Raw genomic sequence first — 23,522 nt, forward strand, 5'->3', positions numbered from 1 at the left:
GAATGACGTCCACAATGGACGGTCGGCGGCGGGCGATCACGCCGCACCCTTTGGCGACCGAGGCTCACGGTCGTCGCCCGGGTTCTCCTGGGTTTCAGATTCCGATGGGTCGAATCCGGCCGGGCGCTGGATGAGGCTCTGGGGGAACCAGCGGACGCCGTGCCGGTTGAGGACGGCGCGGACGGCCTTGGAGCCTGCGCGGGCGACTTCGGGGTCGGGGCGACGTGTCCGCGGCTTGGGCGTGAGACGAGGGCGGCAGACGAGGCAGGGGACGGCCGGGTTGCTGTCGCGGTCGACCCAGCCGCCGTCGCACTCGTGGACGTCGTCGGTGCTGGTGTCGTCGTCGGGTTCGAGTCGTTCGCCGTAGCGGTCGTGTCGGGTCATCAGGCGCTCCTTGCTGGCGTGTGGCCAGCTCGGCACTGGCCACAGGTGGCGGACTGGCGCGTGTCTGGTCGAAGGAAGCGGCCGGCGGGGGTGCCGTGCTCGCACTCCATGCGTCGGTCGCGGCGGGCCTGCTCGAGCTGGTCGGCGATCTGCTCGCGGACGGCGGCGCTGCGGAGCGCGGTGAGCCGGTCGGCGAGATCACCCTTCGCGGCGAGCGTGCTCACGTACCCGATGAGCGACGAGGTGGCTTCGCCCTTGAGTTCTTCGAGGAGCCCCTTGATCTCGTCCTCGGTGGCGTCTGGGCAAGCTCTGGCGACGATGACGTCGGCACGCGCGCGGGAGGAGGTTTCTTCCTGATTCTTCAGGGATTCTTCGGGGGAACTGGAGTTCACCCCGCGTGACCCTGTAGTTCCCCCCGTACGACCTTTCACGACATGTCGTGAAGTTCCGGGGGGAACCTGACGACCTGTCGTGGAGTCCACCCCGTGCGGCCTGTAATTGGGCATCACGAGCTCGTAGACGACAGGTCGGCGGTCGGCGCGAAGCACGCTCGCCGCGCCCTGATCCTCGGCGACTTTGATCAGGCCCTTCTCGACGAGCGCGGCAAGATCCTTCTTGACCTGACGCACGGTCTTGCGGGTGTAGCGGGCGAGGGTGCCCTGGCTCGGAAAGGTGATCTTTCCGCCGTCGGGCACGTGGCGGGCAAGCCCGATCAACGTCGCGACAAGCGATGCCGGCACGTCAGGTGCGCGGTCAAGCACCCAGACCACAGCCTGGATGTTCAACCACGGCGAAGCGGCCTCGTCGCTGTCTTCCGACCGGGATTTTGCAGTCATCGGGTCAGGCCGCCCCGGGTTCCCCGCGCAGCGGCCGGACGGCGGCGAACGGCGCGGGCTGCTGCTCAAGTCCGAGTGCACGGAGGACGTCGGCGGTCGGGGTGACGTACCGGCGACCGAGCTTGAGCACCCGAAAACCGAGGTCTTCCCCGCCGCGCAGGGCCTCGTACGCCCGCGTCTTCCCACACCCATGGACGGCGCGCACGGCGTCCACGGCGTCCATGCGGACGCCGAGGGCGCGGATGCGCTCTTCAGTCCAGACGTCCTCGCTCACGCCGCATCACCTGCGATCGAGGTCTGGAGTTCTTTCAGCTCCACGAGCACGCGGTGATAGGCCAAGAGGTTGCGACCTCGAGGCTGACGATCACCCCGTTCCCACCGGAACACGGCGGTCTGGCCAACCTCGCACTTGCGTGCGATCAGCTCACAACTCAGCCCTGCAGACTCGCGCAAGGAGCGCGCTTCTCCTGACTCGATCATTCTCCGGACTCGCATCGCGACGTCCAGCGGTGCCTTAGCTGCCATGTCGGTATGACATGCACAATGGCATTGCCATGTCACGTCCGTACGTCTAGCGTGTTCGGTGTCAGGCAGATGAGACGTTGGGAGTGATGTGGGAGAGACATTGAAGTCTCAGGCTTTGTCACGGCAGTGCCAAAGACCGTACCTTTCTGACATGCCTATGCCCCCGAAGAACGCACAGTCGGTGACCGTGAACCACGTCGAACCGGTGCCTGCGCAGATGCCGGTTCGGCTCCGTGCAGACGCAGCAATCCCCGGCATGTTCACGGCCTATGGGGTGACGGCCGATGGACTCGACTTCGCCGCCGTGGTGCAGACACGCCCCGGCGACCGGCCCAAGATCACCGACTTGCGAGTTCTGTCCAGCGATGGCAGCCCGATCACGACCACTCGACTTCGCGGGGTGCTCGTGGACCAGTTGCTGTCCGCGGCGATCGACGCCGCGAAGAAGCCGGCGACCGAGGTTCCGGAGCTGGGCTCGGGCTACTACCAGGTAGAGGGGGAGCCTGCGAATCAGGCATGGCACAGCCTGCCGCCCGGTTATCGACGTCCGGGCACCGACGATCGCGCACGCAAGGCCGCGGAAATCTACGTGTCTGCGGTAAGCGGGGGAAGCAAGGCGCCGGCCCTCGGCGTAGCGACCGAGATGCAGGTCTCCCGAGCGCAGGCAGCCCGGTATATCCGGCGAGCCCGGGAGCTTGGCCTTATTGCACCTCTGCCCAAGAAGGGCTGAGCCCAAAGTGGAGGAGAACTAGATGGCGGCGAGACGGACTGAGCCGGGACTGTTCCGGCGGTGCGGGTGCACGGAGGTCGTGCGGGATGCAGCCGGCGAGCCGGTGCTCACGGCGCGCGGGAAGGCGAAGCGCCGCGAGCTCGGCGCGGCGTGCCCGCGGCTGGCGTCCGACAGCAAGCACGGCACGTGGGGCTTCCAGATCGACGTCGCGCCGGTGTCCGGCTCGGGGAAAGAGCGGCAGCGGATCCGGCGGACCGGGTTCAAGACGAAGACCGAGGCGAAGGCGGCCCGGGTCGCGATCGAGGGCAAGGGCGACAAGGCGTCGACCCGGCGCGTGGCGAACGACCGGATCACGGTCGGCGAGTGGCTCGACCGCTGGATCGCGGGGCGCCGGAACATCCGCCGCGCCACCCGCGTGAGCTACCAGGGCCACATCGACAATTACCTCAAGCCGCACCTCGGGGCGATCAAGCTGCGTGACCTCGGCAGCCACCAGATCTCCGCGATGTTCACGGCCATCGAGGAGCGCAACGCCGAGATCCGCGAGTCGCTCAAGCTGCACCCGCGTGGCCACCGCGGCGAGTGGATCGGCGCCGAGCAGCGGGCCGCCGGCGTGACGCGGGAGCGACGTCGGGTGATGGGGCCAGCGTCGATGCAGCGGCTTCGCGCCACGCTGCGGAAGTCACTGAACGACGCGATCAAGGAAGACCCGAGCCGGTTCGGCGGGGTGAATCCGGCGAAGCTGGTCGAACTGGCCTCGGGTAGCTCCCCGAAACCGAAGCTGTGGACAGTGGAAACGGAGAAGCGGTGGCGGGAAACCGGCAAAGTGCCGGTGTCGACGATGGTGTGGCGACCGGAGCAGTGCGGCCTGTTCCTCGACACAGCGGAGGGCGATCCGCTCTACAACCTGTTCGAGCTGGCCAGCCGATCCGGGATGCGCCGCGGCGAGCTGTGCGGCCTGCGCTGGATCGATGTCGACCTCGATGCGAAGCGGCTGTCCGTGACGGTGCAGCTCTACGCCGACGGCAAGGAGGGCCCGACGAAGTCTGACGCTGGCGAGCGCTCGGTGCCGCTCGACGACGGTCTGGTCGCCATGCTCAAGGCGCACCGGACGCAGCAGCGCAAGAACAGGCTCGCGTGGGGTGAGGCATGGGTCGACTCGGGGCGCGTCTTCACGCTCGAGAACGGTGACCACCTGCGCCCCGACAGTGTCTCGCAGCGGTTCCGGGCGATCGCCCGGTCTGTCGGTCTTCCGCCAGTCCGACTGCACGCGATGCGGTCCGGCGCGGCGTCGATGGCGCTGGCGGCCGGCGTGCCGATGAAAACGGTGAGCGAGATGCTCGGCCACGCGAGCGAGGCGATCACGAGCCGCGTCTACACCGCGGTGGGCGACGAGCTGAAGCGTGAGGCCATGGTCGCGATCGGCGGCCTGATCCCGCGGCGGACGGGCACCGAGTCGTCGTGATCCCCGGCATGGCACCGAATTGGCACCGATCGGCCCTTTCCGAGGACGCCTGGGCGGTGCACTGCGGTGCCCGGATACAGCGAAACCCCCTGCTCAGAGGGGGTCTCGGTTGTGGAGCCGCCAAGGGGGCTCGAACCCCTGACCTTCTGTTTACAAGACAGATGCTCTACCAGCTGAGCTATAGCGGCCTGGCGCCGAGGCGCCGGACACAGTGTACCGAGCCGCCGCCCATGATCCGTTCGGGAGGCGAGATCCGCAGGTCCAGGCGACCATGGACCAACGTGGTGGACGCCACTCCATGATCCGTGCAACGGTCGGCGGGTAGCCGTCGATGGTCATCGAGGAACGAGCGAGGAGGTGGATGGATCATGAAGATCAGCGAGCGCACCAACGGGGGCCGGGCGACCAGATGGCCGCTCCTCGAACCACCCGAGCAAGCCCAGCGGCCCCGCGCGCACCGGCCCAACCTCCTCAAGCGCCGTCCGTGGCACGTCCTCGAAGCGCCGACCGGCGAGCTGCCCGCCGTCGACGCCGACGAGGCCATGGGCCCGCAGCTGCCCGACGAGGCCACCGTCAACTTCGTCCTCGACCTCTCCCTGCGCATCGGCGAGGTGCAGATGGCCAGCGGCGCGGGCGCGTCGGACGTCACCGCGACGATCATCGCCATCGCCGGGGCGCTCGGGCTGCCGCACTGCGAGGTCGACGTCATCTTCACGTCGATCACCGTGACCTGCCACCGCGGCACCGATCTGACGCCGATCACCGCGCTGCGCGTCGTGCGGAGCCGGAGCCTCGACTACACGCGGCTGACCGAGACCGAGAAGCTCGTCCGCAAGATCGTGCGCGGGCACATGGGTGCCGAGCAGGCGCAGACCGAGCTGGAGCGGATCACCTCCGCGCCGCACCCGTACCCGCGCTGGGTCGCGACGCTGTCGTGGGGCGGCGTCGCCGCGTTCGTGACCATCCTGCTCGGCGGCGGGTTCGACATCGCGCTCGTCGCCTTCGCCATCAGCGGCGTCATCGACCGGGTCGGCCGGGTGGTGAACCGCTACGGGCTGCCGTTCTTCTTCCAGCAGGTGATCGGCGGCCTGGTCGCGACGCTGTCGGCCATGGTCATCGTCAGCAGCAACGTCCTGACCACCGACAAGCCGACGCTGGTCGTCGCGGCGGCGGTCACCGTGCTGCTGTCCGGGCTGTCCACCGTCTCGGCCGTGCAGGACGCCATCACCGGCTACAACGTCACCGCCGCGGGCCGCACCATGGAGACCGCGCTGATGTCGGCCGGCCTGATCGCCGGGGTCGTGCTCGCCCTGCGGATCGCCGTCATGCTCGGCCTGCCGCGCACGCCGCTGCCCGAGGTGACCGGGTCGACGCCGCAGCAGCTGCCGCTCGTCGTGCTCGGCGGGGCCGGCGCGGCCGCCTGCTTCGCGCTCGCGAGCTACGCCAAGATGCGCGCCATGCTGGTCGCGGCGGCCGCGGGCGGCATCGGCGCCGCCGTCTACGGCGCCCTCATGCTGGCCCAGCTGGACGGCGTCAGCTCGTCCGCGGTGGCCGCGACGCTGGTCGGGTTCTGCGGTGGCGTGCTCGCCCGGCGACTCGGCGTCACCCCGCTCGTGGTGGCCGTGTCCGGGATCACTCCCCTGCTTCCGGGCCTGTCGACCTACCGTGGTCTGTACCAAATCGGGGTCGAGCCGAGCGGCAACATCTCGACGCTCATGACGGCCGTCGCAATCGGGCTTGCGCTGGCCGCGGGCGTGGTACTCGGGGAATGGCTGGCCCAGCCGGTGCGCACCGGACTGGGCCGGCTCGAGCGGCGGTTCGCCGGACCACGCATGGCTGGTCCGCTCGAACCGACCGAACGAAGCTTGGAGTAACACAGCGGTCACCGGCTGTTCATCGCTCACGCGATAGGGTTTCACTCTGGGGCCGCGACCCAGACGCGAGGAGCAGGCGACGTGAGTGACCAGAAGGAGAACTCGAACCAGGCCGATTTCGTCGTGGTGGCGAACCGGCTACCGGTGGACCTCGAACGCACCTCCGAGGGCGAACGCCGGTGGACGGCCAGCCCGGGCGGGCTGGTGTCGGCGCTCGAGCCGTTCCTGCGGTCGAGGAAGGGCGCCTGGGTGGGCTGGCCGGGCGTGCCCGACGTCGACGTCGACGAGTTCGACGACGACGGCCTGGTGCTGCACCCGGTTTCGTTGAGCGCCGACGAAGTCCGCGACTACTACGAAGGTTTCTCCAACGCGACGCTCTGGCCGCTCTACCACGACGTCGTCGAGCGCCCGGTGTTCGACCGCGCGTGGTGGAACAGCTACGTCAAGGTGAACCGCCGGTTCGCCCAGGCCAGCGCCGAGGTCGCCGCCCCCGGCGCGACCGTGTGGATCCAGGACTACCAGCTCCAGCTGGTGCCGGCCATGCTGCGCGAGCTCAGACCGGACCTGCGCATCGGCTTCTTCCTGCACATCCCGTTCCCGCCGGTCGAGCTGTTCATGCAGATGCCGTGGCGCGCCGCGATCATCCGCGGCCTCACCGGCGCGGACCTGGTCGGCTTCCACCGTCCCGGCGGCGCGCAGAACTTCCTCTGGCTGTGCCGCCAGCTGATCGGCCTCGAGTCGACGCGCGGTGCGGTCGGCGTCCGGTCGCGGCCGGGCACCATGCAGGTCGGCGACCGGACCGTCCGGGTCGGTGCCTTCCCGATCTCCATCGACGCCGCCGGGCTCGACCAGCTGTCCCGCACCAAGGGCGTCCAGGAGCGGGCCGCGCAGCTGCGGCGCGACCTCGGCAACCCCAAGACGGTCCTGCTGGGCGTCGACCGGCTCGACTACACCAAGGGCATCGACCTGCGGCTGCAGGCGCTGCACGAGCTGCTGCACGAGGGCCGCCTGCAGCCGGACGACGTCACGTTCGTCCAGCTCGCCACCCCGAGCCGGGAGCGCGTCGAGCACTACCAGCGGATGCGCGGCGAGATCGAGCAGATGGTCGGCCGGATCAACGGCGAGTTCTCCCGGGTCGGCCACCCGGTCGTGCACTACCTGCACCAGTCCGTGGACCGCACCGAGCTGGCCGGTTTCTTCTCCGCCGCCGACGTCATGGTGGTGACGCCGCTGCGCGACGGCATGAACCTGGTGTGCAAGGAGTACGTCGCCACGCGGCACGATCTGGGCGGGGCGCTGGTGCTGTCCGAGTTCGCGGGTGCGGCCGCGGAGCTCTCTAGCGCATTCCTCGTGAACCCCCACGATCTGGACGGGGTGAAGGACGCGCTAGTGGCTGCCATTACGCTCGACCCGGCAGAGGGCCGTCGCCGGATGCGCGCCATGCGTCGCCAGGTCCTCACGCACGATGTCGATCGTTGGGCGCGCTCGTTCCTCCAAGCGTTGGGTGCCGAAGGAGTCGACTGACAGTCCGCACCCATGCACGAGCTCCTGAGGAGGAGTGTTGACTGCCGAGGCCCTGCCCGCCGAGCTACGGCGCGCGATCGTCCAGATCGCCCGTACTCCGCGTCTGCTGGTCGCCTGCGACTACGACGGCACGCTGGCACCCATCACGCTCAACCCGGACGAGGCACGCCCGTTGCCCGAGTCCGTCGGGGCCCTCCGATCGCTCGCCGGCCTGCACGAGACCACCACGGCGGTCATCTCCGGCCGCGCGCTGCGTGACCTGGCCACGCTCTCCCGGCTGCCGGCCGAGGTGAACCTCGTCGGCAGCCACGGCTCGGAGTTCGACATCGGCTTCATCCACGCCCTCGACGAGAAGGCGCGGGAGCTGCACCGGCGGCTGGAGACCGAGCTCGAACAGCTCGTGCTGGACGTCCCCGGCGTGTCGCTGGAGGTCAAGCCGGCGAGCATCGCGGTGCACGTCCGCCGCGCCGAGCACGAGGCGGGCCGCCGTGTGCTCGCGGACGTCCACTCCGGACCGTCCACGTGGGAGGGCGTGTCGACCACCGACGGCAAGGAGGTGGTCGAGCTGGCGGTCGTCCAAACGGACAAAGGCCACGCACTGGACATCCTCCGCCACCAGGTGGGTGCCACGGCCGCGATCTTCCTCGGCGACGACGTCACCGACGAGAAGGCCTTCGCCCGCCTGTCCGGCCCGGACCTGGGGATCAAGGTCGGCGACGGGGAGACCCTCGCCGCGTTCCGGGTGCCCGACACCGTGGACGTCGCACTGGTCCTCGGCTTCCTCCTCGAGGAGCGCCGCAACTGGCTGTACGGCGAGTCGGCCCCGCCGATCGAGCGGCTGTCGCTGCTGGCCAACGAGCGCTCGGTCGCGCTGCTGACGCCGGACGCCAAGCTGACCTGGCTGTGCCACCCCGGGCCGGACGCGCCCGCGGTGTTCGCCGACCTGCTCGGCGGCGAGGGTGCCGGCCACTTCTCCATCAAGCCGCACCGCAACGGCCTCCCGCTCGGCCAGCGCTACCTGCCGAACACGATGACGGTCGAGACGCGCTGGTCGCGCCTGCTCGTCACCGACTACCTCGAGCCGGAGAGCGCGCCGCACCGGACGGACCTCGTGCGCGTGATCTCGGGCGAAGCGGCGGCGAGCGTCAAGTTCGCGCCGCGGCCCGAGTTCGGCGGCGTGCCGGTGAAGCTCGAGGTCACCGAGGGCGGCGTCCGGGTGCTCGGCACGTCGGAGCCGTTCGTGCTGTACTCGCCGGGCGTCGAGTGGACCATCACCTCCGACGGCCTGCACGACACCGCGTCCGCGCTGGTCCAGCCGACGCCGACCCGGCCGGTCGTGCTGGAGCTGCGCTGCGGCACCACCGACCTCGGCCCGCACGAACTGTCCGAAGTGGAACGCCGGGACCGCGCGGGCCGCTACTGGAGCGAGTGGACGTCGAAGCTGCAGCTGCCCAAGGTGCAGACCGACCTGGTGCTGCGCTCGGCGCTGACGCTGCGCGGCCTGGTCAACACCGACACCGGCGGCGTGCTGGCGGCGGCGACGTCGTCGCTGCCGGAGGAGATCGGCGGCGTCCGCAACTGGGACTACCGCTACTGCTGGATCCGCGACGCCGCGATGACCGTGCGGGAGCTCGTGCACCTGGGCTCGATCGAGGAGGCCGAGGGCTACCTGCGGTGGCTGCACGGCGTGCTCGCCACGCTGGCCGGCCCGGAGCGGCTGCACCCGCTGTACACCCTCGCCGGCAGCGTCATCGGCGCCGAAGCGGTCATCGAATCCCTGCCCGGTTATGCCGGCTCCCGCCCGGTCCGCGTCGGCAACCTGGCGAACCACCAGGTGCAGCTGGACGTCTTCGGCCCGGTCGTCGAGCTCGTGCAGACGCTCGCGGCGGCGCGCCACGAGCTGCGCGACGAGGACTGGCAGATGGTGCGCGCGATGGCGGAAGCCGTGACGCGGCGCTGGAACGAGCCGGACCACGGGATCTGGGAGGAGCGGCACGTGCCGCGCCACCGGGTCTACTCGCGGGTCATGTGCTGGGTGACCATCGACCGAGCGATCAAGCTGGGCGAGCAGTACGGCCGGGAGATCCCGGGCAACTGGCACGGCCTGCGCGAGGAGATCAAGCACGACGTCCTCACGCACGGCTGGAACGACGAGGTCCAGGCGTTCACCACGGCCTACGACGGCACGGACCTCGACGCGGCCTCGCTGTTCGTCGGGCTCACCGGGCTGATCGACCCGGCCGACGAGCGCTTCCAGCAGACGGTGACCGCGATCGAGGCGGAGCTGCGCAGTGGGTCCACTGTGTACCGTTACCGCCGCGACGACGGCCTGCCGGGCGGCGAGGGCGGCTTCCACATCTGCGCGGCGTGGCTGATCGAGGCGTACCTGCTCACCGGGCGGCGCACCGAGGCGCAGGAGCTGTTCGACCAGATCGTCGCGGCGGCCGGCCCGACCGGCCTGCTCCCGGAGCAGTACGACCCGATCGCGGAACGGTCGCTGGGCAACCACCCGCAGGCCTATTCCCACATCGGGCTCATCCGGTGCGCCAACTTGCTGGCGGCCAGTTAGCCCTTTCGGTCCGAAAGCCCCTGAAGGCCACCATGACGGCACCCAGTGCCCTTATGGTGGCCTTCAGTGCGTTCTGGAGGTGAGCCGGTGCAGGGGACGTTCGGCCAGGTCGAGTTCGTGCCGCTGCCGCCCCGCTTCGCCGACCGGGTGCGCTGGGGGTCGGTGGTCGTCGGCTGCTCGATGATCGCCGGCATGGTGCTGCTGTTCGGGCTGACGACGTACCTGCAGGGCATCGTGCACGGCCACGCGTTCCCGGACACGCTGCTCGGCAAGGCCGCCACGGCGCTGCCGCCGCTGGGCGTGCTGGCGATCGCGGTGCTGGTGCTGACCTGCCGCCGCTGCCTGCGCGGCGACTACCTCGTGGTGGCCAGCGCCGAGGCGACCCGCGGCGCGCTGCTGCTCACCTACGTCCTGACGCTGGTGCTGATCTTCGGCGCCTTCGCGGTGCCGATCGTCTTCCGGGTGTGGCGCGACACCCCGGAACTGCGCGCACCGGACCTGCTGACGACGTTCTCGACGCTCGCCTTCGCCACCATGGGGTTCCTGGGCGGGATGCTCTACCTGCGGCCGTCCGTGCAGACGCTCAGGAAGTACAGCGACCACCCGATCTGGTAAGTCCACTGTAGACAAACCCGCTCCCTCGCCCGGACCTCCCGGGCACCCCACCCGTCCTCCACCGGGTCCGGCGACGGGTTCGAACGTCGCGAATGACTCATTCGGGACCTCTGAGGTCCCGAATGAGTCATTCGCGGCACCGGGGACTTTGCCGATGTCCGGCCTTCCCAGACCCCCGCCCGCCCGAAGTTGCAGAGATTTCTTTGCACAATCTTCTCTGCACGGCTATCTTGGTGCCATGACCAGCGCTCCACCACCGGAAGAGCTCGATCCGGACGCCCTCAAGGCCGTCACCCACCCGCTGCGCCGCCGGATCCTCGGCGTGTTGTCGGCCGGCCCGGCGACCGCCACGAAACTCGCCCAAGCCCTGGGCGAGAACACCGGCGCGACCAGCTACCACCTGCGGGAGCTGGCTCGCTTCGGGTTCGTCGAGGACGTCCCGGAGCTCGCGCGGGGCAAGGAACGGTGGTGGCGGACGCGGCGGCGGGACATCCGCTGGCCGCGCCGCAGTGAGCAGAGCGCCGAATCCCGGATGCTGTTCGACGACATGCAGCGGCAGGGGTTCGAGGACGACCTCGAAAAGCTCAACCGGTTCGCGGAACGGCGCGAGGAGCTGCCCGGCGGCTGGCCGGACGCGCTGCTCTTCGCGCGCGGCGGCACGTGGCTCACCGAAGAGGAGCTGCAGCAGTTCTGGCAGGACTACATGGAGCTGTTCCGCCGGTACTGGCGGACCGAAGGCGACTTGCCAGCCGACCGGTCACCGGAAGCGCGGCGCGTGCTCGTGCGCTGGCTCGCGTTCCCGGATCCAGGGGAATGACATGACACAGGGGGATTTCCATGCGAAAAGCGGTTCTACTGGCCGGGGTGATCCTGGCGGTCACGGCGCTGGCGCCACCGGCGTCGGCGGCGTCCGTGGCCAACGACGACGTGACGTTCACGAACGGCGGAGTGACCTTGCACGGCACCGTCGTCGCACCACCCGGCGGGACGAAACTACCGGGCCTGGTGATGGTCCACGGCTCGGGGGCACACAGCCGGGAGGACTACCGCGAACAGGCGGAAGCCTTTGCGCGGCAAGGCATCGCGACACTCATCTACGACAAGCGCACCGAAGGCTATTCGCAGTTCGAACGCTCGTACTCGACCCTCGCGGACGACGCACTGGCCGCGGTTTCGGTGCTGCGCAAGCGATCCGACGTCGATCCGGCACGGGTCGGCGTCTGGGGGCTGAGCGAGGGAGGCTGGGTGGCACCGCTGGCGGCTTCGCGTTCGTCGGACGTCGCCTTCGTCGTGACGCTGGGCGCGAACGGCGTCGAGCCGTCGCGGCAGCAGGCGTGGGCGGTCGAGAACCAGTTGCGGCGGCTGGGAATGGACGGCTCGATCGTGCGGATGGCGTCGTCGACGATGTTTCGTCAGCTCGCCGGCGCCGGGGTGTTCCCGGAAGCGCACTACGACCCGGTGCGGGTGCTGACGAGCCTGCAGCAGCCGGTGCTCGGGTTGTGGGGCGCGAAGGACATCCTTACCCCACCCGGTGAAGCGGTCCGGATCTTCCGGGAATCGGTGGCACACCACACGTTGCGGGTCTTCCCGGACGCGCAGCACCAGCTGCGCCGGACCACTGACGGCTTCGACAAGCTGCCCGGGTACGCACCCGGCTACCTCGAACTGGTGGGCAGCTGGGTGAACCACCCGCCCGCGGTCTCCAGCGCCGACGCGCCACCCGCGCAGGACCGGCCGAGCATCGCCGTGACGCCGCTCGCCTGGTACGAGCCGACGTGGCTGCAGCTCGCCGTGCTGGTGTTCCTGCTGGTGGCGTTCGCCTGGTACCCGCTGTTCCGCCGCGGTCCCGCGGCGCGGCCGGCCCGCTGGCTGTCGGCGACCGGGCTGCTCGCCGTGCTGGGCTTCCTGGCCGTCGACGTGCTGATCCAGCTGTCGATGGGCAAGGGCCTGGGCCCGGTCGTCGCCGGCCGCCCGCTGCCGTGGCTGGCGCTGCAGTTGCTGTCGCTGGGCGCGGTGGCCGCCACCATCGGCACAGCGGTGGCGTGGTGGCGCAACCGCGGCCGCCGGCTCGGCGTCCTCCTGGCCGGCGGCGTGGTGTTCATCCCGTGGGCGATCTACTGGGGCCTGCTGGGGATCTAGCGCTGTTCCCGGAGGTGGACGGGTCCGGGCCCCGAGCGCCCCAATGTGGCCTTGGTTGCGTTCAACGCACCCAAGGCGGCCTTCGGTGCGTTCAACGCACCGAAGGCCACATTGGGGCGCTCTTCCCGGACGTCAAACAACTTGCGACGCGCGACACTAGTGCTGTTCCCGGAGGTGGACTGCTGTTCCCGGAGGTGGACGGGTCCGGGGTCACCGGGGTTCGGCCAGGTGGTCCCGGACCGTCCGCAGCCAGTCGAGGCAGGTGCTGCCGCGTCCGGCGGGGTCGAACATCGCCCGGCCTTCGACCAGCCAGATCCGGTGCGCGACAACCTCGTCCATGCCGGCGGCGAAGAGCGCGTCCAGCTCGGCCACGACGGCCTCGGCCTCGTCTTCGAGGTACATGTCGATCAGCTCGAGCGGCGTCTTGGCGACGTAGGCGAACTCCTGGTGGAACCACCCGGCGAGGTCGGCGACCGCGGCGAACGACGGCGTCGCGTCGACCGCCAGCGAGCTGGTCCGGGCCTGCACCTGCCGCGCGAAGTGCCGCCGCGCGGCTCGGTCCAGCCGGATCAGTCCGGACATGGCGCTCTCCGACTCGGCCAGCTCCGGGTAGGCGAGGACCAGCTCGTACCCCTCGCCCCGGCCGGCTCGCCACCCTGCCGGCACGGCGCTGTCGAGGATCTCGAAGACGCTCGTCGCGTACCACCCGGGGTACCGCTTGTCGTCCTGGACCAGGAGCGCCGGTCCCGTCTCGAACAGCGCCAGCCCGTACACCGCGTACTCGCGGCCACGGGTCAGCCCGAACGGGATCGTCCCGACGGAGACCGTGCCGTAGCCGGGCGCCGCGCCCCGCCCACCGGACTCCGCCACGCACCGGACGATCATCGGTCCCCTCTCCGCTAACTTCGCCGTGAACGCTATCGGCGCCTGCGGGCAACTGGGGGCATGCAGGTGATCCACGAGGGTTCGGAGCGCTGGGGGCCCGACCGCCCGGACCTGGGCGGACCCGAGCCCGGGCCGGCGTTCGGGCGGCTCTTCGACGCCCATGCCGCACAGCTGCGGCGGTACCTCGCGCGCCGCGTCGGGGCGGAACCGGCGAACGATCTCGTCGCCGAGACCTTCCTGGTCGCGTTGCGGCGGCGCGAGACCTACCGGCCCGAGCTGGGCACCGCCCGGTCGTGGCTCTACGGCATCGCCACCAACCTGCTGCGCCACCACGTGCGGTCCGAACTGCGCGGGCTGCAGGCCACCGCCCGGCTCGCCCGGACCGGCGAAGTCAGTCACGCCAACCACGACGGCCGCGTCGCCGAGCAGGTGGACGCCCAGGTGCGGGCCGCGCAGCTGGCCGGCGCGCTGGCCCGGCTCAACCCGGCCGACCGCGACACGCTGCTGCTCGTGTCGTGGGCCGGGCTGGAGCCGGGCGAGGTCGCCGAGGCCCTCGGGATACCGCCCGGTACGGTCCGGTCGCGGTTGCACCGGATCAGACGCTGGCTCAGGACGAACGCCCCGGCCCAAGAGGAGGTGCAGGACCTTGCGTGAAGACAACGTCCGGAAGATCTGGTCCGAAACCGAACTCGACGCGGCACTGGTGGACCTGAACAGCGACGTCGACCCCGGCGACGGGCTCGCCTTCGCCCGCGCGACCCTGCTCGCGGCGGCCGGGGGCGAGGAAGCGCCACCCGCCGGGCCGCGCCGGACCGGGGCGTGGCGGTGGCTCGCGGTGGCCGCGGCCGTCGTCACCCTGGTCGGCGGGCTCGGCGTCGCCGCCGCCGTGTGGACGCCGGACCCGCAGGAGACGGCCCGGCCCGCCGCCGAGCTCCCCGACCTCGACCGCCCGCTCGCGCCCGGCGAGTTCCACTACACGGAGATGCGCGACTGGGTGACGCAGACCAGCAACGGGTTCATGACCAAGGCCCAGCGCCGGATCGAGCTCTGGATCCCGGCCGATCCCACCGGCGTGTGGCACCGGCGCACGACGCTGACGGGCCGCTGGGCGGACGGCACGACCCCCGAACCGCTCCCCGGCCCCGTCGACGAGTACGGCCCGCACGGGATGTTCGCCACTCAGCACTACCTGAACTGGCTGACCCCCGACGCGGCGTTCGTGGCCTCGCTGGTCCCCGACCGGCAAAGGCTGCTTCAGCGGCTGGCCTCCGACACCCTCGACGTCGACGACTCCCGCAAGGGCCGGCCGCACTCGGCCACGGAGGCGCTCGGCATGGTCCGGGGCGTGCTGGAAACCGGCCTCCTCCGGCCGGACGTCCGGCTCGCGTTGCGCGACGCGCTCGCGAACTTCCCGGGCATCTTCGTCGTGCCCCACTGGACGCTGCCGGACCAGCGGCAGGCCACCGTCTACGTCGCCAAGGACACCGGCCTGCGGCTGTTCCTCGACCCGGCGACGGCGCACCTGCTGGCCGCGGACAGCGCGCCGACCCCGGCGGCGATCCGCAACAAGGAGCTACCGCTGAACCAGCCACCGAGCAGCGTGCCCCCGCCGAACCCCACGACGACCCGGTTCCCCCTCGCCCCGAACCGGCCCGATGCCCCGGACACGCAGTACTCCTACGCCATCACGCGGACCTCGGGGTGATCAGCGCGCGTGCCCGGCCGCGTTCAGCGCGTCCGCGACGTTCGCCACCTCCAGGACCCGGATCCCGGCGGGCGGCTTACCCGAGTCCGGCGGGACCAGCGCGTGCGTGAACCCGAGCCGGGCCGCCTCCGCCAGGCGGCGGCCCACGCTCGGCACGCGCCGGATCTCCCCGGCCAGCCCGACCTCGCCCACCGAGACGAGCCGCGGCGAAAGGGCGACGTCTTCGAAACTCGACGTCAGCGCCAGCACCAGCGCCAGGTCGATGCCCGGTTCGGTGATCTTCATGCCGCCGACCGTGGCCGCGTAGACGTCCTTGTCGCCGAGCTTCAGCCCGCCACGCTTCTCCAGCACCGCCAGGACCATCGCCACCCGCGCGGAGTCGAGGCCGCTGACCGCGCGCCGCGGCTGGGGCGCCGCCGTGGCCGACACCAGCGCCTGGACCTCGCCCAGCATCGGCCGCTTGCCCTCCAGCGAGACCGTGATCGCCGTGCCGGACACCGGCTCGGCCGTGTGGCTCATGAACAGCCCCGACGGGTCCGGCACCCCGACGATGCCTTCTTCCTGCAGCTCGAAGCAGCCGATCTCGTCGGCCGCGCCGAACCGGTTCTTGATGCCGCGGACCATCCGCAAGGTCGAGTGCTTGTCGCCCTCGAACTGCAGCACGACGTCCACCAGGTGCTCCAGCACGCGGGGGCCGGCCACCGAGCCGTCCTTCGTGACGTGCCCCACCAGCACCACCGGCAGCCCGCGCTCCTTGGCCAGCGCGACCAGCCCGGACGTCACCGCGCGGACCTGCGTCACGCCGCCGGGTGAGCCGTCGACCTGCGGGGACGCCATGGTCTGGACGGAGTCGACGATCAGCACCCCGGGTTTGACGTCGTCGACGTGCCCGAGGATGGCCGAAAGGTCGCTCTCGGCGGCCAGGTACATCCGGTCGTGGACGTTGCCCGTTCGCTCGGCGCGCAACCGGACCTGGCCCGCGGACTCCTCGCCGGTGACGTAGAGGGACCGGTCGACCGTCTTCGCCCACTGGTAGGCGACTTCGAGCAGCAGGGTCGACTTGCCGACGCCCGGCTCACCCGCGAGCAGCACCACCGCGCCGGGCACCAGGCCGCCGCCGAGCACCCGGTCGAGCTCCGGGACACCGGTGCGCCGGGCTCGCGCCGCTTCGACGTCGACCTCGCCGATCGGCCGCGCGGGCGCGCTCGGCGCCCCGGCCGCGACGCGCTGGATCGCCGGCTTGACCGGTGCCCCGCGTTCCTCGAGCGAGCCCCACTCCTGGCACTCCGGACACCGGCCCAGCCACTTGGCCGCTTCGTACCCGCAGCTCGCGCAGCGGTAGGTGGTCCCCTTCTTCACCCCGTGAGGCTATCGGCGACCACCGACAAAACCGGGGACCTACTCCTTGGCGTGCGCCGGCGCCGCGACCGGCAGCTCGACGGTGACCGGTCCGGCGTTCTGGAAGACGAAGGTGACCTTGATGACCTGGCCCGGCCAGAGCGGCTGCTTCAGCGGGGGCAGCGTCACCTTGGCCTGGCCGACCTTCTCCGGCGCGGTCGGCGTCGCGGCCGGGCCGGACGACGGGACCTCGGAGGTGGCCGTGGCGGTGAGGCTGCCCGGGCTGTTGGAGGCCGAGCTGCTGCCGGTCGGCGTGCCACTGGACGTCGGAGCGCTCGACGACGACGGCGCGGCCGAGGACGTGGGCTGCGCTTCGTTCGTGGACTCGACGGCGTCGTCCGGGCCGATCACGAGCGAGTGCATCGCGACGACGGTCTTGGACCCCTCGATGGTGGCCTGGGCGCCGTCTTCGGTGGTCACCGAGACGAGCGAGTCGTCCTGCTGGCCGCCGTTGACGATCGTCAGGGTCAGCGCCGGGGTCGCGCCGGCCGGGTAGCCCGGGCCCGACTTCGGGTACTGGACCGCGGCGTTGCGCAGGTCGATGGTCTTGACCTGGGCGTGCGTGCCGTTGACGGCGGGCTGCTGCGAGTCGGTCTGGGTGATCTGGCCGGCCCCGCACCCGGCGAGCGCGAGCGCGGCACCGAGCGCCAGCACGCCCGCACCGAGCACGCGACGATTCTGCAGCCTCACGTCGCAGTCCTTCCCTTTTCACGGCCTCGTCGCCCCGAAGACTAGCCGGGGTCGATCTCCGCCGCGGAACGGGTGTGGGTTGCCAGGACGCGGCGACCAAGATCAACCGTCCACAAAGGAATTTCCGGCCTGTGACGAAACGCTTCCCCGCTACCTGCGTGAGCACGGGGGTCCGACGTTTGTCAACCCCCGGCCAGGCCGCTGACCTGCGAGGACGAGTCCGGCCCGCTAGGTGGGCACTGGCGGCTCGTGCTAGGATGGAGTCAGCGAAAGGGGCAGAGGACACATGGTTTTCAAGGTCGGAGAGACCGTCGTCTACCCGCACCACGGTGCCGCACTCATCGAAGCCATCGAGACCCGCGTGATCAAGGGCGAGGAAAAGAAGTACCTCGTCCTCAAGGTCGCGCAAGGGGATCTCACGGTTCGCGTGCCCGCAGACAACGCCGAAATCGTCGGCGTCCGCGATGTCGTCGGGCAAGAAGGACTGGACAAGGTCTTCGACGTTCTGCGTGCTCCGCACACCGAAGAGCCCACCAACTGGTCTCGTCGGTACAAGGCCAACCTCGAGAAGCTCGCCTCCGGCGATGTGAACAAGGTGGCCGAAGTGGTGCGCGACCTCTGGCGGCGAGAGAAGGACCGCGGACTTTCAGCCGGTGAGAAGCGCATGCTGGCGAAGGCGCGGCAAATTCTGGTCAGCGAGCTCGCGCTCGCGGAGGGCACCGACGAGGACAAGGCTGAGGTCCTCCTCGACGAAGTTCTGGAAACCGCGACGGTCTGAGCCCAGGCAGGCATCCCGCTCGACGGGCGGGTGGGTGCCTCTACGATCGCGTACCGATGAACGTCGTCGCGATCGTGACCGTCGCACACCATGCCTCCGACGGGGAGTCCGCTCTCACGCCGGTCCATGGTGATGCGCTACTCACGCACACCGTGCGGGGGCTGCTCGACGTGCCGGAGATCGATCTGGTGCTGGTGGCGGCCCCCCAGCGGTGTGCTTCGTCGTTTTCCGAGGCCGTTCGCGGCCTCGCCTGCCGGGTCGTCCCCGGCTCGCTCCGGGAGGCCTTCGCCGCCGTCGAGCCCGAACTCACCCTTGGTTCCGTTGTACTCCTCCACGACGCCCTGCGAGCCTTCACGCCTGCGCAAACGGTGCGTGACGTCATCAGCGCGGTCCGTGGCGGCGCACCCGTCGTGGTCCCGGTGCTGCCGATGGCCGACACGGTGAAGGTGACCGACACGGCATCGCTGATCGTCGGCACGCAAGACCGGACGCGGCTGCGCACGGTCCAGACACCGGTCGGGTACGCGTTCACGGCGTTCCGGCCGGACCTCGTGCCCGCCGACGCGGCGACGGTCCCCGGCCACCCGGACGCGATGCGCGTCACCAGCGAGTTCGAACTGTCCCTGGCCGAGGCGATCGCGGCGGCACCGAAGAACGAGGAGACGCTGTGAGGATCGGCAACGGGGTCGACGTCCACCCGATCGAACCGGGCCGCGAGTGCTGGATGGCGGGCCTGTCGTGGCCGGACGCGGACGGCTGCGCGGGCCACTCCGACGGCGACGTCGCAGCTCACGCGCTGTGCGACGCCCTGCTGTCGGCCGCAGGGCTCGGCGACCTGGGCGCGGTGTTCGGCACGGGCGACCCCCGGATGGACGGCGCGCACGGCACCGACATGCTGGCCGAGGTCCGGGGTCTGATCGAGGCGGCGGGCTGGCGGGTGGGGAACGCCACGGTCCAGATCGTGGGCAACGCCCCCCGGGTGGGGAAGCGGCGCGAAGAGGCACAGAAGGTGCTGTCGGAGGCGGCGGGCGGCCCGGTGAGCGTGTCCGGAACCACATCCGACGGCCTGGGCCTGACCGGCCGCGGCGAGGGCATAGCGGCCTTCGCGACAGCGTTGCTCCTCGCGGCGGAGTAGGCGAGGGCGCACCTCAGCGGCGGGTTGCGCACCTCCAGGGCCGACGCGTAGACAACCCGGCGCCGACCGAATGTGAACTTTGCCGCTTTTTGCGGGCCTTGAACGCACGCCGACGACGTAACCGGCACCCCCACCCAGACCTCCCCACCACCCCGATCCAAAGCCAGCACGCGGACGGTGGTGCCGGGTCAAGGCACGCTTTCCCGCCTTGACGCGGTACTACCGTCCGTAGTCACAATCGGGCTTCGGGGTGATGGGCAATAAGCACTGCTTCGGCAGTGGTGGGCCAACGAGCGCTCCTCCCGCAGTGGCGGAATAGCCCCCCACCCAAGCCGGTTCGCCGTGATATGCCCCTCACCCTCCCGGACCCCGTCCGCGCCCTGGTCAACGGCCGGAACTTCGCCACCGTCGCCACCATCGACCCGGACGGCGGACCCCAGACCTCCGTCGTCTGGGTCGGCCTCGACGACGGAGACCTCGTCTTCAGCGCGACCGAGGACCGCCGAAAAGTCCGCAACCTGCGGCGAGACCCCCGCATCGGCATCTCGATCACCGACGCCGAGAACCCCTACCGGCACACCCAGCTGCGCGGCACGGTCACGATCACCCCCGACCCAAGCAAAGCCCTCCCGAAGACGCTGAGCCACAAGTACCTCGCCCAGGACCCGCCACCAGAGGGCGCCGACGTCCAGCGGGTGATCGTCCGCCTGAAAGCCGAGAAGATCGCCGGCAACGTGAAATAGGGTCCAGACCATGTTCAACGAAGCCACCAAGGCCCTGCTCGACGGCCGCAACTACCCGGTCGTGGCCACCACCAACGCCGACGGCTCGCCGCAGAGCTCCGTCGTCTGGGCGCGCCGCGACGGCGACACCGTGGTCTTCGTGACCGTCCAGGGCCGGCGCAAGGAACGCAACATCCGCCGCGACCCGCGGGTGTCGCTCTCCGTCTTCGACCTGGCGGACCCGGAGAACTACGTCGAGATCCGCGGCCGCGCCGAGGTCACCGTCGAGGGCGGCCGCGAGCTGAACGACGAGCTGGCCCGCAAGTACCTCGGCACGGACTTCCCGCCCGAGCCGGCCGGCGTCGTGCGCGTGCTCGTGCGCGTTGTTCCCGAACACATCACAGGGCATTCGGCCTGATGATCCCGATAGGCTGAACCCATGACGATCAGGGCGGTGTTGTTCGACTTCTCCGGCACGCTCTTCCGGCTCGAGCAGGACGAGACCTGGCTCACCGAACTGACGAACCGCGACGGCGAGCCGCTCGACATCGAGGCGCAGGCCGAGCTGATGCGCCGGATGACCGCCCCGGTCGGGCAGGTCGTCGAGCTCGACGCCGAGCACGTGCACGCCTGGCACCACCGGGACCGCGACCCCGCGCTGCACCGGAAGGTGTACCTCGAGGTGCTCAAGAAGTCCGGCGTCCCGCACGCCGACCAGGCGCGGGCGCTCTACGACCGGCTCATCGATCCCAGCCAGTGGACGCCGTACCCGGACACCGAAGCCGCGCTGAAGGCGGCCGCCGAGCGGGGGCTGAAGGTCGGCGTGCTGAGCAACATCGCCTTCGACATCCGGCCCGCGTTCACCGCCCGCGGGTGGGACGCCTACGTCGACGAGTTCGTGCTGTCCTTCGAGGTCGGCGCGATCAAGCCCGAGCTGGAGATCTTCCGCAAGGCCGTCGAGTCCCTCGGCGTGCCGGCCACCGAGACGCTGATGGTCGGCGACAGCGAGGAGGCCGACGGCGGCGCCCGCGCCCTGGGCTGCGAGTTCGCGCTGGTCGACCCGCTGCCGACGGCCGAACGGCCGGACGCCCTGCTCACGGCGTTGCGCACCCACGGCGTCGGCTGACCGGCTGCGACGCCGCTCACGCCCACCCCGTACCCTTTCAGGGTGGCCCTTCACCTTTTCGACACAGCGACCCGGAGCGTACGGGAGTTCCACCCCGTCCGTAGCGGAACGGCGTCGATCTACGTGTGTGGTGCCACCGTGCAGGGCGTTCCGCACATCGGGCACGTCCGCGGCGTCCTGAACTACGACGTCCTGCGCCGCTGGCTCGTCCACAGTGGACTGGACGTGCTGCTGGTCCGCAACGTCACGGACATCGACGACAAGATCCTGACCAAGGCCGCCGAGAACGAGCGGCCCTGGTGGGAGTGGGGCGCGACGCACGAACGCGCCTTCGAAGAGGCGTACGAGCAGCTGGGCTGCCTGCCGCCGTCGATCAACCCGCGCGCGACCGGGCACGTCACCCAGATGGTCGAGCTGATGAACCGCCTCATCGAGAGCGGCCACGGCTACGTCGCGGACGGCGACGTCTACTTCTCGGTGAAGTCGTTCGACGACTACGGCAAGCTCTCCGGCCAGGTCCTGGAGGACGTCCAGCAGGGCGAGACGCCGACCCGCGGCAAGCGCGACCCGCGCGACTTCACGATGTGGAAGAGCGCGAAGCCGGGCGAGCCGTCGTGGCCGACGCCGTGGGGGAACGGCCGGCCGGGCTGGCACCTCGAGTGCTCGGCGATGGCGACGGCGTACCTCGGCGCGGAGTTCGACATCCACGGCGGCGGCATCGACCTGGTCTTCCCGCACCACGAGAACGAGCGCGCCCAGTCCAACGCGGCGGGCGACGCGTTCGCGCGGTTCTGGCTGCACAACGCCTGGGTGACCATGTCGGGCGAGAAGATGTCGAAGTCGCTCGGCAACACCGTGTCGATCCCCGCGATGCTGGACCGCTACCGGGCCCCGGAGCTGCGGTACTACCTGGTGCAGCCGCACTACCGGTCGACCATCGAGTACTCCGACACCGCGGTCTCCGAGGCCGCGCAGGGCTACCGGCGGATCGAGACGTTCCTGCGTCGCGCCGCGCAGTCGGGCGACGTGCCGGTCGGCACGATCCCCGAGGCGTTCGCGAACGCGCTCGACGACGACCTCGCCACCCCGCAGGCGTTCGCCGTGGTCCACACCACGGTGCGGGACGGTAACGCCGCCCTCGACGCGGGCGACACCTCAACGGCACTCGAACTCGCCGCGGCCGTCCGCGCGATGACCGACGTGCTCGGCCTCGACCCGCTGTCCGCGCGCTGGTCCGAGGCGGGCGGTTCCGAAACGCCCACCAAAGAAGCGCTGTCCCGGATCGTCGAAGGGCTGCTGGCCGAGCGCCAGCAGGCCCGGGCCGAGAAGGACTTCGCTCGCGCGGACGCCGCCCGTGACCGCCTCCAGCAGGCGGGCATCGTGGTGGAGGACACCCCCAACGGTCCTCAGTGGACTGTGAAGTCCGACTGAACCGGCTTTCTACGCAAGGAACTTTCACCATGGCAGGCAACTCGCGGCGCCAAGGCGCGATCCGCAAGACGGGCACCAAGAAGGGTGCCGTCGTCGGCTCGGGCGGTCAGCGCCGCAAGGCCCTCGAAGGCAAGGGCCCGACCCCGAAGGCGGAGGACCGTCCCGGGCACAAGGCCTACCGGTCGGCCAACGCCGCGACGAAGCGCGACCAGGCGCGGCAGAAGAAGGCCGACAAGCCGGAGCTGATCGCCGGGCGCAACCCGGTGGTCGAGGCGCTGCGCGCGGGCGTCCCGGCGACGGCGTTGTACGTCGCGCTGAACATCGAGATCGACGACCGCGTGAACGACGCCGTCCGGCTGGCCGGCGACAAGGGCATCTCGATCCTGGAGATCCCGCGCGAGGAGCTGGACCGCAAGACCAACCGGGCCGTGCACCAGGGCCTGGGCCTGCAGGTCCCGCCGTTCGAGTACGCGCACCCGGACGACCTGATGGCGGCGGCGCGCAACTCGGGCGAGGTCCCGCTGTTCGTCGCGCTCGACGGCGTCACCGACCCCCGCAACCTGGGCGCGGTGATCCGCTCGGCGGCCGCGTTCGGCGCGCACGGCGTGCTGCTCCCGGAGCGGCGCAGCGCGGGCATGACGGCGGTGGCGTGGCGGACGAGCGCGGGCACGGCGGCGAAGCTGCCGATCGCGGTGGCGACGAACCTGACGCGGCAGCTCAAGGCGTGGGCGAACGACGGCCTGATGCTGGTGGGCCTGGACGCCGACGGTTCGGTGGACATCGACGAGCTCGAGCTGGCGGCCGACCCGCTGGTCATCGTGCTCGGCTCGGAGGGCCGCGGGCTGTCCCGCCTGGTGCGGGAAACGTGCGACGCGACGGTGTCGATCCCGATGGCCGCGGGCGTCGAATCCCTCAACGCCTCGGTGGCGGCGGGGGTCCTGCTCGCGGAGGTGGCGCGCCGTCGTCGTCTCGCCGGGCGGGTCTGACACGA

Annotated in this window: 25 protein-coding genes and 1 tRNA gene; 18 read left to right on the top strand and 8 right to left on the bottom strand. The window is 70.7% G+C overall.

Annotation, left to right across the window (positions count from 1 at the left end; translation table 11 throughout):
• Positions 1-36: 36 nt before the first annotated feature.
• Genes AB0M30_RS28570 through AB0M30_RS28585 form a run of 4 tightly spaced genes read right to left on the bottom strand, consistent with a single transcriptional unit; the run spans position 37 to position 1,745 of the window.
• A complete protein-coding gene (locus tag AB0M30_RS28570; protein ID WP_364589584.1) occupies positions 37-384 on the bottom strand; it encodes a hypothetical protein in 348 nt (115 codons plus the stop codon).
• Positions 384-1,220, bottom strand: coding sequence for a helix-turn-helix domain-containing protein (locus tag AB0M30_RS28575; protein WP_364589587.1), 837 nt, complete (start codon positions 1,218-1,220; stop codon positions 384-386). Before AB0M30_RS28575 ends, AB0M30_RS28570 begins: the two co-directional genes overlap by 1 nt.
• 4 nt (positions 1,221-1,224) lie before the next feature.
• Entirely contained in the window at positions 1,225-1,494 is a 270-nt protein-coding gene (locus AB0M30_RS28580; protein WP_364589590.1) for a hypothetical protein, read from the bottom strand.
• Positions 1,491-1,745, bottom strand: a complete 255-nt coding sequence (locus AB0M30_RS28585; RefSeq protein WP_364589593.1) for a helix-turn-helix transcriptional regulator — start codon at positions 1,743-1,745, stop codon at positions 1,491-1,493. The genes AB0M30_RS28580 and AB0M30_RS28585 overlap by 4 nt, the downstream gene beginning before the upstream one ends.
• A gap of 187 nt (positions 1,746-1,932) precedes the next feature.
• Between AB0M30_RS28585 and AB0M30_RS28590 the strand changes: the two genes are divergently transcribed.
• Complete coding sequence (locus AB0M30_RS28590; RefSeq protein ID WP_364589596.1) at positions 1,933-2,475, top strand: hypothetical protein; 543 nt, start codon at positions 1,933-1,935, stop codon at positions 2,473-2,475.
• 22 nt (positions 2,476-2,497) lie between these two features.
• Positions 2,498-3,940 carry a tyrosine-type recombinase/integrase gene (locus AB0M30_RS28595; protein ID WP_364589599.1) on the top strand — a complete coding sequence of 481 codons (1,443 nt, stop codon included), beginning with the start codon at positions 2,498-2,500 and terminating at the stop codon, positions 3,938-3,940.
• A gap of 112 nt (positions 3,941-4,052) precedes the next feature.
• Here AB0M30_RS28595 and AB0M30_RS28600 read toward each other — a convergent pair.
• Positions 4,053-4,128 (bottom strand) — tRNA-Thr (locus tag AB0M30_RS28600).
• Between the two features lie 180 nt (positions 4,129-4,308).
• Between AB0M30_RS28600 and AB0M30_RS28605 the strand changes: the two genes are divergently transcribed.
• The 6 genes from AB0M30_RS28605 (at position 4,309) to AB0M30_RS28630 (ending at position 12,661) form a co-directional block, all read left to right on the top strand.
• A complete protein-coding gene (locus tag AB0M30_RS28605; RefSeq protein ID WP_360164231.1) occupies positions 4,309-5,814 on the top strand; it encodes a threonine/serine exporter family protein in 1,506 nt (501 codons plus the stop codon).
• Positions 5,815-5,895: 81 nt separating this feature from the next.
• Positions 5,896-7,338 carry a trehalose-6-phosphate synthase gene (locus AB0M30_RS28610; RefSeq protein ID WP_364589602.1) on the top strand — a complete coding sequence of 481 codons (1,443 nt, stop codon included), beginning with the start codon at positions 5,896-5,898 and terminating at the stop codon, positions 7,336-7,338.
• A gap of 34 nt (positions 7,339-7,372) precedes the next feature.
• On the top strand, positions 7,373-9,907 hold the full coding sequence (gene otsB, locus AB0M30_RS28615; RefSeq protein WP_364589605.1) for a trehalose-phosphatase: 2,535 nt from the start codon (positions 7,373-7,375) through the stop codon (positions 9,905-9,907).
• 87 nt (positions 9,908-9,994) lie between these two features.
• On the top strand, positions 9,995-10,522 hold the full coding sequence (locus AB0M30_RS28620) for a hypothetical protein (protein WP_364589608.1): 528 nt from the start codon (positions 9,995-9,997) through the stop codon (positions 10,520-10,522).
• Between the two features lie 238 nt (positions 10,523-10,760).
• Positions 10,761-11,339: a helix-turn-helix domain-containing protein gene (locus AB0M30_RS28625; RefSeq protein ID WP_364589611.1), complete on the top strand. Its 579-nt coding sequence runs from the start codon at positions 10,761-10,763 to the stop codon at positions 11,337-11,339.
• 47 nt (positions 11,340-11,386) lie between these two features.
• Positions 11,387-12,661, top strand: a complete 1,275-nt coding sequence (locus tag AB0M30_RS28630) for an alpha/beta hydrolase (protein WP_364589743.1) — start codon at positions 11,387-11,389, stop codon at positions 12,659-12,661.
• Between the two features lie 210 nt (positions 12,662-12,871).
• On the opposite strand, the gene AB0M30_RS28635 is transcribed toward AB0M30_RS28630, so the two are convergent.
• The gene (locus AB0M30_RS28635) at positions 12,872-13,546 is read right to left on the bottom strand and encodes a contact-dependent growth inhibition system immunity protein (RefSeq protein ID WP_364589614.1); all 675 of its coding nucleotides are present in this window, start codon (positions 13,544-13,546) and stop codon (positions 12,872-12,874) included.
• 60 nt (positions 13,547-13,606) lie between these two features.
• Here AB0M30_RS28635 and AB0M30_RS28640 point away from each other — a divergent pair, with 60 nt between their 5' ends.
• Together AB0M30_RS28640 and AB0M30_RS28645 are read left to right on the top strand one after the other, a co-directional pair.
• A complete protein-coding gene (locus tag AB0M30_RS28640) occupies positions 13,607-14,200 on the top strand; it encodes a sigma-70 family RNA polymerase sigma factor (protein ID WP_364589617.1) in 594 nt (197 codons plus the stop codon).
• Positions 14,193-15,251, top strand: coding sequence for a CU044_5270 family protein (locus tag AB0M30_RS28645; RefSeq protein WP_364589620.1), 1,059 nt, complete (start codon positions 14,193-14,195; stop codon positions 15,249-15,251). Before AB0M30_RS28640 ends, AB0M30_RS28645 begins: the two co-directional genes overlap by 8 nt.
• Here the strand turns inward: AB0M30_RS28645 and radA are convergent, their stop codons facing one another.
• Positions 15,252-16,610 carry a DNA repair protein RadA gene (gene radA, locus AB0M30_RS28650; RefSeq protein WP_364589623.1) on the bottom strand — a complete coding sequence of 453 codons (1,359 nt, stop codon included), beginning with the start codon at positions 16,608-16,610 and terminating at the stop codon, positions 15,252-15,254.
• Positions 16,611-16,649: 39 nt separating this feature from the next.
• Positions 16,650-17,339, bottom strand: coding sequence for a hypothetical protein (locus tag AB0M30_RS28655; protein WP_364589626.1), 690 nt, complete (start codon positions 17,337-17,339; stop codon positions 16,650-16,652).
• A gap of 286 nt (positions 17,340-17,625) precedes the next feature.
• Here AB0M30_RS28655 and AB0M30_RS28660 point away from each other — a divergent pair, with 286 nt between their 5' ends.
• The 8 genes from AB0M30_RS28660 (at position 17,626) to rlmB (ending at position 23,517) form a co-directional block, all read left to right on the top strand.
• Positions 17,626-18,117, top strand: coding sequence for a CarD family transcriptional regulator (locus AB0M30_RS28660; RefSeq protein WP_004559016.1), 492 nt, complete (start codon positions 17,626-17,628; stop codon positions 18,115-18,117).
• 56 nt (positions 18,118-18,173) lie between these two features.
• Positions 18,174-18,788 (top strand): 2-C-methyl-D-erythritol 4-phosphate cytidylyltransferase, encoded by a 615-nt coding sequence (locus tag AB0M30_RS28665; protein ID WP_364589629.1) that lies wholly within the window; start codon positions 18,174-18,176, stop codon positions 18,786-18,788.
• Positions 18,785-19,252, top strand: coding sequence for a 2-C-methyl-D-erythritol 2,4-cyclodiphosphate synthase (ispF, locus tag AB0M30_RS28670; RefSeq protein ID WP_364589632.1), 468 nt, complete (start codon positions 18,785-18,787; stop codon positions 19,250-19,252). The genes AB0M30_RS28665 and ispF overlap by 4 nt, the downstream gene beginning before the upstream one ends.
• Positions 19,253-19,599: 347 nt before the next feature.
• Positions 19,600-19,995, top strand: coding sequence for a PPOX class F420-dependent oxidoreductase (locus AB0M30_RS28675; protein WP_364589635.1), 396 nt, complete (start codon positions 19,600-19,602; stop codon positions 19,993-19,995).
• A gap of 10 nt (positions 19,996-20,005) precedes the next feature.
• Positions 20,006-20,392 carry a PPOX class F420-dependent oxidoreductase gene (locus tag AB0M30_RS28680; RefSeq protein WP_364589638.1) on the top strand — a complete coding sequence of 129 codons (387 nt, stop codon included), beginning with the start codon at positions 20,006-20,008 and terminating at the stop codon, positions 20,390-20,392.
• Between the two features lie 21 nt (positions 20,393-20,413).
• Positions 20,414-21,100 carry an HAD family hydrolase gene (locus AB0M30_RS28685; protein WP_364589641.1) on the top strand — a complete coding sequence of 229 codons (687 nt, stop codon included), beginning with the start codon at positions 20,414-20,416 and terminating at the stop codon, positions 21,098-21,100.
• 42 nt (positions 21,101-21,142) lie between these two features.
• Complete coding sequence (gene cysS / locus AB0M30_RS28690) at positions 21,143-22,531, top strand: cysteine--tRNA ligase (RefSeq protein ID WP_364589644.1); 1,389 nt, start codon at positions 21,143-21,145, stop codon at positions 22,529-22,531.
• A gap of 29 nt (positions 22,532-22,560) precedes the next feature.
• A complete protein-coding gene (gene rlmB, locus AB0M30_RS28695) occupies positions 22,561-23,517 on the top strand; it encodes a 23S rRNA (guanosine(2251)-2'-O)-methyltransferase RlmB (RefSeq protein WP_013230407.1) in 957 nt (318 codons plus the stop codon).
• Positions 23,518-23,522 lie beyond the last annotated feature (5 nt).

Origin of the sequence: Amycolatopsis sp. NPDC051716 (genome assembly GCF_040681595.1) — a bacterium.
In the GTDB taxonomy this organism is placed as follows: domain Bacteria; phylum Actinomycetota; class Actinomycetes; order Mycobacteriales; family Pseudonocardiaceae; genus Amycolatopsis.